This is a genomic window from Promicromonospora sp. NFX87 (genome assembly GCF_048564965.1).
Lineage (GTDB): Bacteria > Actinomycetota > Actinomycetes > Actinomycetales > Cellulomonadaceae > Promicromonospora.
Genome location: NZ_CP183413.1, coordinates 5,578,489 through 5,591,065, shown reverse-complemented (window position 1 = coordinate 5,591,065; position 12,577 = coordinate 5,578,489). Strand labels below are relative to the sequence as shown.

At 73.4% G+C, this 12,577-nt stretch carries 13 protein-coding genes; 8 read left to right on the top strand and 5 right to left on the bottom strand.

All coding sequences use genetic code 11. The annotated features are described in order from the left end of the window. Window positions 1-29 precede the first annotated feature (29 nt). Genes ACNYC2_RS25075 through ccsB form a run of 5 tightly spaced genes read left to right on the top strand, consistent with a single transcriptional unit; the run spans window position 30 to window position 4,846 of the window. A complete protein-coding gene (locus ACNYC2_RS25075; RefSeq protein ID WP_419704353.1) occupies window positions 30-674 on the top strand; it encodes a histidine phosphatase family protein in 645 nt (214 codons plus the stop codon). Then, window positions 674-1,270 carry a TlpA family protein disulfide reductase gene (locus ACNYC2_RS25070; protein ID WP_419707901.1) on the top strand — a complete coding sequence of 199 codons (597 nt, stop codon included), beginning with the start codon at window positions 674-676 and terminating at the stop codon, window positions 1,268-1,270. Before ACNYC2_RS25075 ends, ACNYC2_RS25070 begins: the two co-directional genes overlap by 1 nt. Then, complete coding sequence (locus tag ACNYC2_RS25065) at window positions 1,270-2,091, top strand: cytochrome c biogenesis CcdA family protein (RefSeq protein WP_419704352.1); 822 nt, start codon at window positions 1,270-1,272, stop codon at window positions 2,089-2,091. Before ACNYC2_RS25070 ends, ACNYC2_RS25065 begins: the two co-directional genes overlap by 1 nt. Continuing rightward, a complete protein-coding gene (gene resB / locus ACNYC2_RS25060; protein ID WP_419704351.1) occupies window positions 2,091-3,857 on the top strand; it encodes a cytochrome c biogenesis protein ResB in 1,767 nt (588 codons plus the stop codon). The genes ACNYC2_RS25065 and resB overlap by 1 nt, the downstream gene beginning before the upstream one ends. 2 nt (window positions 3,858-3,859) lie before the next feature. Next, window positions 3,860-4,846, top strand: coding sequence for a c-type cytochrome biogenesis protein CcsB (ccsB, locus tag ACNYC2_RS25055; RefSeq protein WP_419704350.1), 987 nt, complete (start codon window positions 3,860-3,862; stop codon window positions 4,844-4,846). Between the two features lie 110 nt (window positions 4,847-4,956). Here ccsB and ACNYC2_RS25050 read toward each other — a convergent pair whose 3' ends face one another. Together ACNYC2_RS25050 and ACNYC2_RS25045 are read right to left on the bottom strand one after the other, a co-directional pair. Beyond that, entirely contained in the window at window positions 4,957-5,355 is a 399-nt protein-coding gene (locus ACNYC2_RS25050) for a PLDc N-terminal domain-containing protein (RefSeq protein ID WP_419704349.1), read from the bottom strand. 33 nt (window positions 5,356-5,388) lie between these two features. Then, window positions 5,389-5,874, bottom strand: a complete 486-nt coding sequence (locus ACNYC2_RS25045) for a PLD nuclease N-terminal domain-containing protein (protein ID WP_419704348.1) — start codon at window positions 5,872-5,874, stop codon at window positions 5,389-5,391. 94 nt (window positions 5,875-5,968) lie between these two features. Between ACNYC2_RS25045 and ACNYC2_RS25040 the strand changes: the two genes are divergently transcribed. Then, on the top strand, window positions 5,969-6,250 hold the full coding sequence (locus ACNYC2_RS25040; protein ID WP_419704347.1) for a DUF4229 domain-containing protein: 282 nt from the start codon (window positions 5,969-5,971) through the stop codon (window positions 6,248-6,250). Window positions 6,251-6,299: 49 nt separating this feature from the next. Here the strand turns inward: ACNYC2_RS25040 and ACNYC2_RS25035 are convergent, their stop codons facing one another. Next, window positions 6,300-7,169: a 1,4-dihydroxy-2-naphthoate polyprenyltransferase gene (locus ACNYC2_RS25035; protein ID WP_419704346.1), complete on the bottom strand. Its 870-nt coding sequence runs from the start codon at window positions 7,167-7,169 to the stop codon at window positions 6,300-6,302. Between the two features lie 115 nt (window positions 7,170-7,284). Then, the gene (locus tag ACNYC2_RS25030) at window positions 7,285-8,583 is read right to left on the bottom strand and encodes an AMP-binding protein (protein ID WP_419704345.1); all 1,299 of its coding nucleotides are present in this window, start codon (window positions 8,581-8,583) and stop codon (window positions 7,285-7,287) included. A gap of 156 nt (window positions 8,584-8,739) precedes the next feature. Between ACNYC2_RS25030 and ACNYC2_RS25025 the strand changes: the two genes are divergently transcribed. Then, window positions 8,740-9,942 (top strand): DUF1611 domain-containing protein, encoded by a 1,203-nt coding sequence (locus ACNYC2_RS25025; RefSeq protein WP_419704344.1) that lies wholly within the window; start codon window positions 8,740-8,742, stop codon window positions 9,940-9,942. Continuing rightward, window positions 9,929-11,584, top strand: a complete 1,656-nt coding sequence (locus tag ACNYC2_RS25020) for an ABC transporter ATP-binding protein (RefSeq protein WP_419704343.1) — start codon at window positions 9,929-9,931, stop codon at window positions 11,582-11,584. The genes ACNYC2_RS25025 and ACNYC2_RS25020 overlap by 14 nt, the downstream gene beginning before the upstream one ends. Window positions 11,585-11,615: 31 nt before the next feature. On the opposite strand, the gene ACNYC2_RS25015 is transcribed toward ACNYC2_RS25020, so the two are convergent. Then, window positions 11,616-12,569 carry a 1,4-dihydroxy-2-naphthoyl-CoA synthase gene (locus tag ACNYC2_RS25015; RefSeq protein WP_419704342.1) on the bottom strand — a complete coding sequence of 318 codons (954 nt, stop codon included), beginning with the start codon at window positions 12,567-12,569 and terminating at the stop codon, window positions 11,616-11,618. Window positions 12,570-12,577: the final 8 nt, after the last annotated feature.

Here is a 12,577-nt window from a genome sequence, read left to right as displayed (position 1 = left end):
ACCCAGGGTCGGGTGCGAGACTGGGCGCCATGGTTTCCACGACGGTTCACCTGCTGCGTCACGGCGAGGTGTACAACCCCGACGGTGTCCTGTACGGGCGGCTGCCCGGCTACCGCCTCTCCGACCGTGGCCAGGCGATGGCGAAGATCGTCGCCGACCACCTCACCAGCACCGGTCACGACGTGATCCGGGTGGTGGCCTCCCCGCTGCAGCGCGCGCAGGAGACGGCCGCCCCCGTGGCGCAGGGCTTCGGGCTGGAGCTCGCCACCGACGACCGCATCATCGAGGCAGGCAACAGGTTCGAGGGCCTGCCCGTCGGCGACCGCGGGGGCGCGCTCAAGAGCCCGCGCAACTGGCCGTACATGTGGAACCCGTTCCGCCCGTCCTGGGGTGAGCCCTACACGCAGCAGGTCGAGCGGATGCGCAGCGCCGTCGAGGACGCGCGCAGGGCCGCGGAGGGCCACGAGATCGTGCTGGTCAGCCACCAGCTCCCGGTCTGGCTCACGCGCCGGTCGTTCGAGAACGGCCAGCTCTGGCACGACCCGCGCCGCCGCCAGTGCAACCTGGCCTCGCTGACGTCCCTGCACTTCGAGGACGACCGGTTCGTCGGACTGCACTACACGGAGCCCGCCGCGGAGCTCTACGACGGCGCGAGCAAGGTCGCCGGAGCGTGATGCGGGGTAAGACCTTCAAGGTCGTGCAGTGGATAGTGGCGGTCGGCATCGTCATCGGCCTGGTGGCCGCCCTCGCCGGGTGCACGCCCGAGGAGTCCGGCGCCGGCGACGTCGTCGGACAGGGCTACGTCTCCGGGGACGGGTCGGTGCAGACGTACGACGTCGGGGACCGCAAGGGGCCTGTCGCCATCGAGGGCACCGACTTCGAGGGCAACGACGTCGACACCGCCGACTGGGCGGGTGACGTCGTGGTCGTGAACACCTGGTACGCCTCGTGCGCGCCGTGCCGCGCCGAGGCGCCCGACCTCGTGGACCTCGCCTCCTCGAAGGAGGGCGTGCAGTTCCTCGGCATCAACACGGAGGACGACGCCGGCGCCGCACAGGCGTTCCAGCGCACCTTCGAGGTGCCCTACCCGAGCGTCGAGGACCGCAGCGGTGCCGTGATCGCGGGCCTGTCCGGCGTCGTGCCGCTGCAGGCCGTGCCGTCCACCGTGATCCTGGACCAGGAGGGCCACGTGGCGGCGCGAGTCGTCGGCCAGGCGGAGGGCTCGACGCTCGAGGCCCTCATCGACGAGGTCCTGGCGGAGGCCGCCTGATGCTTTCCAGCACTGTCGCGACCGCCGTCGGTGACGGGCTCGCGGTCACCGCGTTCAGCGGGTCGCTGCTGCTGGCGGTGCCCGTGGCGATGCTGGCGGGCCTCGTGTCGTTCGCGTCGCCGTGCGTGCTGCCGCTCGTGCCCGGGTACATCGGCTACGTGAGCGGCATGGCCGCCGCCTCGATGAACGCGACCGCCGAGGCCGGCGGGACCGGCGGGGCCCTGGCGACGCGCGTCAAGCCCGCCCGCTCCCGCGTCGTCGCGGGCGTCGCGCTGTTCGTGCTCGGCTTCACCGTCGTCTTCGTCTCGTTCGGCGCCGCGTTCGGCGGCCTCGGCAGCTACCTCGTGCGCTGGGAGGACGTCATCACCCGCGTGCTCGGCGCGGTGGTCGTCCTGCTCGGTCTCGGCTTCCTCGGCGCGGTCCCGTTCCTGCAGCGCGAGGCACGGTTCCACGTGACGCCGCGCGCCGGCCTCTGGGGCGCGCCGCTGCTCGGCATCGTGTTCGGCCTCGGCTGGACGCCCTGCATCGGCCCCACCCTCGGCGCCGTGCAGGCGCTCGCGATCGACGAGGCGTCCGCCGGCCGTGGCGCGCTGCTCGGCGTCGCCTACTGCATCGGCCTGGGCGTGCCGTTCCTGCTGGTCGCCCTCGGGCTGGGGAGCTCGGAGCGCATGATGGACTTCCTGCGCCGGCACCGCCTCGCGGCGCTGCGCATCGGCGGCGGGATGCTGGTGCTGGTCGGGCTGCTGCTGGTCACGGGGCTGTGGACACAGCTCACCGGTGCCATGCAGCTCTGGATCGGTGGATTCGAGACGGTGATCTGATGGCAAGGCGCACGGGTGGGGACGGCACCTACGTCCCCGAGGGGATCGCGGACGAGTTCACGCAGGGTGAGCCGACGTCCGGTGAGCAGCCGGCGTCCGGCGAACAGAAGCCCGCCAGGCCCAACGCGCCCGCGCTCGGCGTGGTGGGCACGCTGCGCTGGATGTGGCGCCAGCTCACGTCGATGCGCGTGGCGCTCATGCTGCTCATGCTGCTCGCCGTCGCGGCGGTGCCGGGGTCGGTGCTCCCGCAGCGCAACCAGGACGCGGCAGGCGTCATCGAGTACCTCGCCGACCATCCGACGGCGGGGGAGTGGCTCGACAAGGCCGGGTTCTTCGACGTCTACTCGTCGGTCTGGTTCTCCGCGATCTACATCCTGCTGTTCGTCTCGCTGGTGGGCTGCATCCTGCCGCGGTCGATGGCGCACTACCGCGCCCTGCGCGGCCGCCCGCCGCGCGTGCCGTCCCGGTTCAACCGGTTCCCGGCCAAGGCCTCCGGCACCACCACCGCTTCCCCCGAGGAGGCCGCCGACGCCGTCGCCGCCCGCCTGCGCGGCAAGATCTCGTGGCTGCCCATGTTCCGCGTGGACCGTGGTGAGGAGACCGAACGCGGCGCTGCGCGACCGGCGTCCGCCACCGTGAGCGCCGAGCGCGGCTACCTGCGCGAGAGCGGGAACCTGGTGTTCCACCTGGCGCTGGTCGGGCTGCTCGTGTCGGTGGCGACGGGCCAGCTGCTGCACTACCGCGGCCAGGCCATCGTCACCGAGGGCCGCGGGTTCGCGAACGCCGTCGTCGACTACGACACCTTCGAGAAGGGCGCCTGGTTCCGGCCGGAGTCGCTGGTGCCGTTCTCCATGACGCTCGACCGGTTCGTGTCGGAGTTCGCGAGCGACACCGTGGCGTTCGCGCAGGCGCGCGACTTCACGGCACACGTGACGGTGACCGAGCCCTCGGGCGAGCAGCGGCCGGAGATCGTGAAGGTGAACCACCCGCTGGTCGTCGACGGGGCCAAGATCTACCTGCAGGGCAACGGGTTCGCGCCCGACATCACGGTGCGCGACGCCGAGGGCGAGGTCGCCTTCGCGGGCCGCGTGACGTTCATCCCGCAGGACACGATGTACACGTCCCGCGGCGTGGTGAAGGTGCCGGACGTCGCCCCCGGGCTCGACCAGATCGGGCTGGTGGGCTACTTCCTGCCGACCGCAGAGGTCGAGCCGGACGGGTCCGCCCGCTCCGCGTTCCCGCAGCCCGTCGACCCCCTGCTGGTGCTCGAGGTGTACACGGGCGACCTGGGGCTCGACGACGGCGCCCCGCAGAACGTGTACGAGCTCGACACGGCGTCGCTCACGCCCGCCGTCGACGAGAACGGCGAGCGGGTCAAGGTGCTGGCCCGGCCCGGCGAGACCGTCGACCTGCCGGACGGGCTCGGCACCCTGACCCTCGGCGACGAGCTGCCCCGCTACGTGGCGCTCGATCTTCGGCACGACCCGTCGCTCGGGTTCGTCCTCGTGTTCTCCCTGCTCGCGCTCGGCGGGCTCACCGTCTCGCTCTTCACGCCGCGACGGCGCGTCTGGGCGCGGGCGTACGTCGCCCAGGATGGGGCTACCGTGGTCGAGGTCGCGGGGCTTGCCCGCGGGGACGACGCCGGCCTGCAGGCCGAGGTCGACCGCGCGCTGGCCGCGGTGCCCGGGGTGGCGGAGGTCGGGTCGGGGGCCGCCCTTGAACAGGCTCAGCAACCGCGTGTCGAGACCGGATCGGAAAAGGACTGAACATGGAGCTGGCAAACCTCAGTGTGCTGCTCGTCTGGGGCGCGGCGACGGCCCTCGCCGTCGCGCTCGTCGCGTTCGCCGTGGACCTCTCGCGCCTGTCGGGCGCCAAGGTCGACGCGCGGGACGCGGCCAGGAGCCGGGAGAAGGTGGCCGTCGCGGCCGCCGACGCCGGTTCCGACGTCGTCTCGCCCTACGGCCCGGACACCACCGCCGAGGCCCCCGGGCCGGTGAACCGCAGGCTCGCCCAGGTCGGCATGTCGGTGACCTGGCTCGCGGCGGCGATGCTGCTCGCCGCGATCGTCCTGCGCGGGATCGCCGCGGGCCGCACACCGTGGGCCAACATGTACGAGTTCACGCTGGTCGGTACCTTCGTGGCCGTCGCGGTGTTCGCCGGGGTCAACGTCCGGCGCGACGTGCGGTTCCTCGGCGCCTTCGTGACGGGGCTCGGCGTGCTGTTCCTCGTGCTGGCGCAGCAGCAGTTCTTCGTCGCGGCGATGGGTGTGCAGCCCGCCCTGCAGAAGTACTGGCTCGTGATCCACGTCGGCGTCGCCATCTGCGCGACGGGCATCTTCACCGTCGCGTTCGTGACGTCGGTGCTGCAGCTCCTGCGGGACGGCCGGGACAACGGCTCGGTGCTGCTCGGCAGCCGGCACTGGGGCTGGCTCGACCACACGCCTGCGCCGTCGGCCCTGGAGTCGCTCTCGTTCCGGCTCAACTCGGTCGCGTTCGTGCTCTGGACCTTCACGCTCATCGGCGGCGCCATCTGGGCCGAGGACGCCTGGGGCCGCTACTGGGGCTGGGACCCCAAGGAGGTCTGGAGCTTCATCGTGTGGGTCGTCTACGCGGCCTACCTGCACGCGCGCACGACGCGCGGCTGGTCCGGCACCCGCGCGGCCTGGTTCGTGGTTGCTGGCTACGCCTGCGTCCTCTTCAACTTCACCGGCGTGAACCTGGTCTTCAACGGCAAGCACTCCTACTCGGGCCTGTAGGCCTCCGCGAAGTAGAGCGGGCGTCCGGACACTCGCTCTATCTCGGCCATCGACTGGTCGCGAGATAGAGCGAGTGTCCGGACGCCCGCTCTACTTCGGCGTCAGAGTGGTCAGACGTCGTCGTCCTGGGTGTCCCGGGTGCCGCGCGCCTCGCGCTCACGCTTGCGCTTCTCCTGCTCGAGGCGCCAGAGGAACTCGGGGTCGTCGTCCGGGGCGACGGGGCCGGCGGGACGGCGCGGTCCGGGGCGGGGAGACCGCGGCGACGGCGTCGGACGGCTGCCGCCACCGCTCGGACCGGTGCCGGGGGCCGACGGGCCCTTGCCCGACCGACGGGCCGCGACGCGCACGACGATCCACGAGATCGCGCCCAGCAGGGGCAGGAGCACGATCAGGAGCACCCAGAGCCACCGGGGCAGCCCGCCGCGTTCGTCCTCGTCAGAGCCCCAGACGTCGGCCAGGGCATATGCCATGAGGCCGACGGTTACCAGGATCAGGAGGATGTTTCGCATAGCCCCAGCCTACGGCGGGACGGCGGGGATGGGTCAGCCCTCGACGTGACCTTCGCCGCGTTGCCGCCCGTCCGTGTCCGCGTCCGTGGGTAGGTCCGTCGGCACGTCCGTGGGCACGTCCGCCGGCGCGGCGTCCTCGGTGCGACCGGCTCCCTCACGAGCCTCGCGCTCACGCTTGCGCTTGGCCTGTTCCATCAGCCAGATGAACTCGGGGTCGTCCTCGGGCGCGAGGGGCGCGGCGTCCTGCTCCCAGGAGCGGGTCCGGCGCTCGTACCGGGCGGGCGCCGGCTGGCCGGCCGGGAACCCGGTGACCTGCTGGCCGGAGCTCCTCCGGCGGCTCCGGGCCGTGTTGCTCACCACCAGCCACGCGATGGAACCCGCCAGCGGGAGGAACACGATGGCGACTACCCAGAAGCCCTTCTGGATCCCGCCGAGGTCCTCCTCCTCCGCCTGGATGACGTCGACCAGCGCGTAGACGACGAGCGCGAGATACAGGAGGAAGAAGACGAGCTTGGGCATGCGCTGGATCCTAGTGGGGCGGATGCCGGAGGCGCCGGGCCGAACGGGTGAACTCGTGGCCGGGTGTGACCGAGGCCCGGCTTACGATGGGAGGGTGCCCCTCCTGACCTACACGTTGCTCCGCCTCGCGCTGTTCGGCGCGACCCTCGGCCTTCTCTACCTGGTCGGGCTACGGGGCTGGCTGCTCCCGACGGTGGCGGTAGTGGTAGCGCTGGCGCTGTCGTACCTGACGTTGACGAAGCCCCGGGACGCCGCGACGCGGTGGATCGCCGCACGGACGGACCGTCGCGCCGCCGAGCGCGCGGTCTTCCCGAAGGCCGACGCCGACGCGGCCCACGAGGACGCCGAGGTCGACAGGAAGCTCCAGACGGACTGACCCGTCCGTCCGGCCCTGCCGCCCGACCCTCGATCCGACCGGGCGAGGGTCAGATCGAGAGGCCGAACCAGAGCAGCAGGCCGTAGCCCAGCTCGTACAGGCCCGTACCGGCCAGCACGGGGATCAGCAGCTTGCCGCGGGCCCCGGCGAGCACCGGGATGGTCAGCAGGATGGCCGGCCCGAGCAGCAGCAGCACGACGAGCGACCACGGTGCCCAGAACGCGCACACCAGACCGAGCAGCACCGGGACCCACAGCATCGCCACGTATGCCCGGCGGGCCCGGTGGTCGCCGAGCCGCACGGCCAGGGTCCGCTTGCCGGCGAGCACGTCCGTCGGGATGTCGCGCAGGTTGTTGACCATGAGCAGCGCGCACGCGATGAGGCCCACGCCGACGGCGCCGAGCACCGCCGGCCAGGTGATGCGGTCGGCCTGCGTGTACGTGGTGCCGAGCACCGCGACCAGGCCGAAGAACACGAACACGGCGATCTCGCCGAGTCCCCGGTACCCGTACGGCTTCTTGCCGCCCGTGTAGTACCAGGCCGCGGCCACGCACACCGCGCCGACCGCGAGCAGCCACCAGTGACCCGAGACGGCGCTCAGCGCCAGGCCGAGCAGGGCGGCGACGCCGAACGAGGCGAAGGCGGCGCGCTTCACGCTGCCGGGCGCGGCGGCGCCGGAGGCGGTGAGCCGCATGGGTCCCACCCGGTCGAGGTCGGTCCCGCGGACGCCGTCGGAGTAGTCGTTGGCGTAGTTGACGCCGATCTGCAGGGCCAGGGCGACCCCCAGCGCGAGCAGCGCGGGCAGCCACGCGGAGGCGTCCACCTGCGCGGCCGCGCCGGTACCCACCATCACCGGGGCCGCTGCCGCCGGCAGCGTGCGGGGCCGGGCCCCGGAGATCCACTCGGCGGCAGTCGCCATCAGCGTGTCCTTCGTTCGTGAGGTGTGACCAGCATCCGTGGACGACAGGGTTCGCGCCCAGCAGGTTCGACGTACCAGGTCCGAGCCTGTTCGAGGCCCTGGCGGAGGAACGAAGTCATGGTCGCACGGGTTCCCGGGCAGCCTCCCGCTCGGCCCGCACGACGGCGTCCCGCACCGCCCGGCGGTCCGTCTTGCCGGGGCCGCGGGTCGGCAGGGCGTCCGTGACGTACACGCGCCGCGGCGCGGCGGGGGCACCGAGCCGCTGGCCGACGGCGGAGCGCACCCCGGCGAGCAGCTCACCGCCGCCGTCGGTCAGGACGGGGCCCGGGTCGCCCGGCGATCCCTGGGCGGCCGGCCCGGTCGCGACGACGGCGACGACCGCCTGGCCCCACTCGGCGTCGGGCACGCCGACGACGCAGGCCTCCCCGGGGGTGCCGAGCCTCGCGAGGTGCTCGGCGATGGCGTCCTCCACGGCCGCCGGGGCGACGTTGACGCCGCCGGTGAGGATGACGTCGTCCGCCCGGCCGAGGATCGTGAGCCGGCCCTCGTCCGGGCGGCCCAGGTCGGACGTGCGGAACCAGCGGGTGCCGTCCGGGTCGGTCCGGAAGGCAGCGGCGGTGGCATCGGGATCACCCACGTAGCCCTCGGCGAGCATCGGGCCGGACAGCTCGACGACGCCGGTTCCCGGGGCGGACCCGGGCGTGAGGCCGGACCCCGGCTCGGCGTCGGCCTCGGCGTCGGCCAGACGGACCCGCACGCCGGCGAGCGGGACGCCGTCGTACACGCAGCCGCCGCTCGTCTCGGACATGCCGTACGTGGTGACGACCCGGACGCCCGCGGCCCGGGCGGCGGCCAGCAGGGGCGCCGGTGCGCCCGCACCACCGACGAGCACCGCGTCGAACCGGGCGAGGGCGTCGAGGCCTGCGCCGTCGCCGTCGTCGGCCGCGGCGACCAGGCGGTGCAGCTGGGTGGGGACCAGCGAGACGTACGCGCGCCGGCCGTGCGCCAGGCGGCCGGCGAAGTCGGTGGCGAGTGCCGCGAACCCCGCGGCGGTGAAGCGGTCGAGCGTGTGCGGGTACAGCGCGCCGTCCGCCATGAGGGACCGGGTGATGACCTGGACCCCGGCGACATGGGTGGGCGGGAGCACGAGCAGCCAGCTTCCGGGGCCGCCGAGCCGCTCGTGCGTGGCGTCCGCCGAGGCGCGCAGGGCGGCGGCGCTCAGCGCCACCTCGTGCGGGTTTCCCGTGGAACCGGAGGTCCGCAGCACGAGCGCGGTGCCGGGCGGCGCGTCGACGTCGGACAGGCGGGGCTGCGGTGCGTACGCGGGGCCGCCGTCGAGGGCGTCCCGGACGGCGCGGACGACGCTGCCCACGGGGTCGGGCACAGCGTCGGGGAGAGGGTCGGTCGGGGCCACCTCACGAGCGTAAGCGTGCGTCGAGGGTGCCGGAGCACGATGCGGCGGGCGCCCCGATGAGAGACCTATCATCCGGGTCTCATGACCGGTTCATACCGGCCGAGTTGAGTGACGGTGTTGCACCTCAGCGTCCCTCGACCAGAAAGCGTGGCCGTCATGAGCATCCTCGACACGTCCCCTGACCTGCGCGGCTACGCCCCGCACCCCGTCGTCGCCCCGCTGCGGGCAGCGGCCGCCGGAGCAGGGACGTCCGACCCGCTCGCGGGCCGTCTGCTGCGGGCCAAGAAGGCCTACTCCACGCGGTTCGTCGCGACGGCCATCGAGGAGGACCCTGGCGCCTTCGACCTGATCACCGACCCGGCGCGAGCGCCGCGAGCAGGCGACGTCGTCCTGGCCCGGGTGGTGACGATCGGCCAGCACAAGCGGCTCGAGTCGCCGGTGTCGCGCCGCCAGATCCTGTTCGAGGGTGACGAGATCGTCGTGGCCTACGGGTCGCGGTACGCCGCCGACCAGTTCCTCGCCGTCATCCCCGAGGACCTCGGCGAGTGCCATCTCGCGGCCGCCGGCGGGCTCGCCTCGCGCGTCGTCGACCAGCACGCGGCGATCGACGACGCCACGGTGATCCAGCCGATCGGGCTGCTCTCCCGTGCGATCCGGGTGGTCAACCTGGCGCGGTTCGCGCCGCACGCGGTGCGCGCGGCGGCGCTCGCCGGTGGCTCCGCGGTGCGGGTTCCCGTCGTCGCGGTGGTCGGTACGTCGATGAACTCCGGCAAGTCCACGACGATGGCCTGCCTCGCCCGCGGTCTCACCGAGGCCGGCCTCACCGTCCACGCGGGCAAGGCGACCGGCACGGGCGCGGGCAACGACGCGCACCACTACACCGACGCGGGCGCGGCTCGCGTGGTCGACTTCACCGACTTCGGTTTCCCCAGCACGTTCGGCCTCTCCTTCGAGGAGGTCCGGGACGTGTTCGCGACGATGACGGACGTGCTGGCGTCCCCGACCGGGCGCGGCACCCCCGACGTCGTCCTGATCGAGATCGCCGACGGCATCTTCCAGGGCGACACGAGCCGCCTCCTCACCGACGACGCCTTCCGTTCGGTGGTCGACCGCGTGGTGTTCGCCGCCGGGGACGCGCTCGGCGCGAGTGGCGGGATAGCGGCGCTCCGGGCGCTGGGCTGCGAGCCTTCGGTGGTGTCCGGGGTGCTCACCGCCTCGCCGCTCGCCACCGCGGAGGCGCGCGCCGCGCTCGATGTCGGCGTCGTGCCGACGTACGACCTGTGCCTGCCGTCCGTGGCGCTCGCTGCGGCGGGCCTGGCTCCCGCTGGGCAGAACCGGGGCGGACATGCCGTCGCCTGAGCCGGAGCCTGCCCAGCTCCCCAAGATCTACACCGGGGGCCGACGCGGCTGGGTGGCCGGCCTGGTCGCCCTTGGCCTCGGCCAGGCCGCGCTCGGCGCCGTCAGCGCCTGGACCCTCACGCAGCTCCGTGGGGGCAGCCCGTGGCCGATGGCGGTGGTGATCGTCAGCATCGTCGCGGCCGCCGTGGCGCTCGGCGGGCTGCGCGTGGAGGAGCGGATCGCCGCCGAACGGCTCGGCCAGGACTACGTGCGCGACGTACGCCGTGACCTGGTCGAGGCCGAGCTCACCCCGGGCAGCCGCACCCATCTCGGGATCACGGTCGCCCGGACCACCAACGATCTCTCCAGCGTGCGCAACTGGGTGTCGCAGGGTGTCGGACCGCTCGCCGCGGGGATCCCGCTGATCCTCGGCTCCGTCGTGGGCCTCACGATCATCGACCCGTTCCTCGGCCTCGGGTTCCTGTTCCCGCTCGGTGTGCTCGCTACGGTCATGGTGCCCTGGGCGCGGACGGCGTACCTGAGGTCGCGCAGCCTGCGGCGGGCCCGCGGGCGCATGGCCACGCGGATCGCCGACACGGTGGGCGCCGCGCCGGGGATCATCGCGGCGCGCGGCGCAGGTCGCGAGCTCGGCCACATCGACTCCGCGTCGGACGTCGTCGTCGACCGGGCGGTCGACCGGTCCGCGATCGTCGGCCTGATCCGGGCCGGCGGCACCGTGGCGGCGATGCTGGCCACGCTGGCCGTCGCGGCCGTCGGCGTCATCCGCGGCATCGACCCCGCCGTCACGATGGCCGCCATGGCGATCGCGGGTATCGCGTCGACGCCGATCATCGACATCGGCCGGATCGTCGAGTACCGCCAGACCTACCTGGCCGCGCGCGCCGTCCTGGGCCCGGCGCTCGCCGACGCCGCACGACGGCGCGCCGAGTACGAGCAGGCCCGCGACGCCGCGTCGTCGGCCCCTGTGCCGGACGGCGCGGACGCGCCCGGCCTGGTGCACGTCGCCGTCCCGGGGCTCACCCGCGAGCCCCTGCGGGGGAACGCCGGCGCCCGGATCCGGCTGACCGGCGACGACCTGGGGGCGCCGCTGCGCCTGATGCGCCGGGTCGTCGGGCTCGACGCGACCCCGTCCGGCGTCGCCGACGAGATCTGGGTGGGCGGCGAGAACCTGCGGGCCGTCGCCCCGGGGCGTGGTCGCGCGCTCGTCGGGCTCGCCACGAGGGGCACGGTGTTCGAGCGCGGATCGCTGCGCCGTGCGCTGCGCTACCGGCGTCCGGACCTGGACGACGAGACGGCCCTCGCCGTCCTCGAAGCCGTCGGCCTCTCCGCCGACCGGTTCCCCGACGGGCTGCGCACCGTGCTGCGCTCCGGCGGGGAACCGCTGACCACCGACGAACGGGCGCGGCTCGCGCTCGCCCGCGCGATCTACGGGGAGCCGCCGCTGCTTCTGGTCGCCGACCTGGACCGTGATCTGGACCAGGAGGGGCGTGCTCGGCTGGAGCGCATCCTGGCGAGCTACCCGGGTGTCGTCGTGCTCACTGGGTCCGACGAGCTGGCGCGGGCGCTGGGTGCCGAGGAGTTCCGCGTGGAGGCGACGCCGGTCCTGGTCACCTCGGACGGGCGTGCCCCGGACGACGACTGACGCCGGTGCATCCTCGCCGCGGTGCGCGCCGTCAGTAGTAGTACGGGAACGCCGACCAGTCCGGGTCGCGACGTTCCAGGAACGCCTCCTTGCCCTCGACCGCCTCGTCCGTCATGTACGCGAGCCGCGTCGCCTCACCGGCGAAGACCTGCTGGCCGGCGATGCCGTCGTCGGCAGCGTTGAACGCGAACTTGAGCATCCGGATGGCCTGCGGCGACTTGCCGGCGATGATCTTCGCGTACTCGAGCGCCAGCCCCTCCAGGTCCTCGTGCTCGGCGACCTCGTTGACGGAGCCCCAGCGCTCGGCGTCGTCGGCGGAGTACTCACGGGCGAGGAAGAAGACCTCGCGGGCGCGCTTCTGGCCGATCTGGCGGGCGAAGTAGGCGGAGCCGTACCCGGCGTCGAACGAGCCGACGTCGGCGTCGGTCTGCTTGAACTTGCCGTGCTCGCGGCAGGCGACGGTGAGGTCGGCGACGACGTGCAGCGAGTGCCCGCCGCCTGCGGCCCAGCCGTCCACCACCGCGATGACGACCTTCGGCATGGTCCGCATCAGGCGCTGCACCTCCAGGATGTGCAGGCGGCCGGCCTTGGCCGGGTCGATGGTGTCGGCGTTCTCGCCCTCCGCGTAGCGGTAGCCGTCGCGGCCGCGGATGCGCTGGTCGCCGCCGCTGCAGAACGCCCAGCCGCCGTCCTTGGGGGAGGGTCCGTTGCCGGTCAGGAGCACCGTGCCGACGTCGGAGGTCATGCGTGCGTGGTCCATCACCCGGTACAGCTCGTCCACGCTGTGCGGGCGGAACGCGTTGCGGACCTCGGGGCGGTCGAACGCGATGCGGACCACGGGCAGGTCGCGCGGCTCGGGGCCGGTGCGGTCGACGCCGCGGTGGTACGTGAGGTCGGTCAGGTCCTCGAAGCCCGACACCGCGCGCCAGCGCTGCGGGTCGAACGTCTCGGAGACCTGCTTGGGGAGTTCGGTGCTCGTGGTCACGCGAGCAA

Excerpts from the sequence above, each read along its gene's own strand:
- ACNYC2_RS25075 (WP_419704353.1), top strand. The coding sequence starts at position 30 with ATGGTTTCCACGACGGTTCACCTGCTGCGTCACGGCGAGGTGTACAAC.
- ACNYC2_RS25070 (WP_419707901.1), top strand. The coding sequence starts at position 674 with ATGCGGGGTAAGACCTTCAAGGTCGTGCAGTGGATAGTGGCGGTCGGC.
- ACNYC2_RS25065 (WP_419704352.1), top strand. The coding sequence starts at position 1,270 with ATGCTTTCCAGCACTGTCGCGACCGCCGTCGGTGACGGGCTCGCGGTC.
- resB (WP_419704351.1), top strand. The coding sequence starts at position 2,091 with ATGGCAAGGCGCACGGGTGGGGACGGCACCTACGTCCCCGAGGGGATC.
- ccsB (WP_419704350.1), top strand. The coding sequence starts at position 3,860 with ATGGAGCTGGCAAACCTCAGTGTGCTGCTCGTCTGGGGCGCGGCGACG.
- ACNYC2_RS25050 (WP_419704349.1), bottom strand. The coding sequence starts at position 5,355 with ATGCGAAACATCCTCCTGATCCTGGTAACCGTCGGCCTCATGGCATAT.
- ACNYC2_RS25045 (WP_419704348.1), bottom strand. The coding sequence starts at position 5,874 with ATGCCCAAGCTCGTCTTCTTCCTCCTGTATCTCGCGCTCGTCGTCTAC.
- ACNYC2_RS25035 (WP_419704346.1), bottom strand. The coding sequence starts at position 7,169 with ATGGCGACTGCCGCCGAGTGGATCTCCGGGGCCCGGCCCCGCACGCTG.
- ACNYC2_RS25025 (WP_419704344.1), top strand. The coding sequence starts at position 8,740 with ATGAGCATCCTCGACACGTCCCCTGACCTGCGCGGCTACGCCCCGCAC.
- ACNYC2_RS25020 (WP_419704343.1), top strand. The coding sequence starts at position 9,929 with ATGCCGTCGCCTGAGCCGGAGCCTGCCCAGCTCCCCAAGATCTACACC.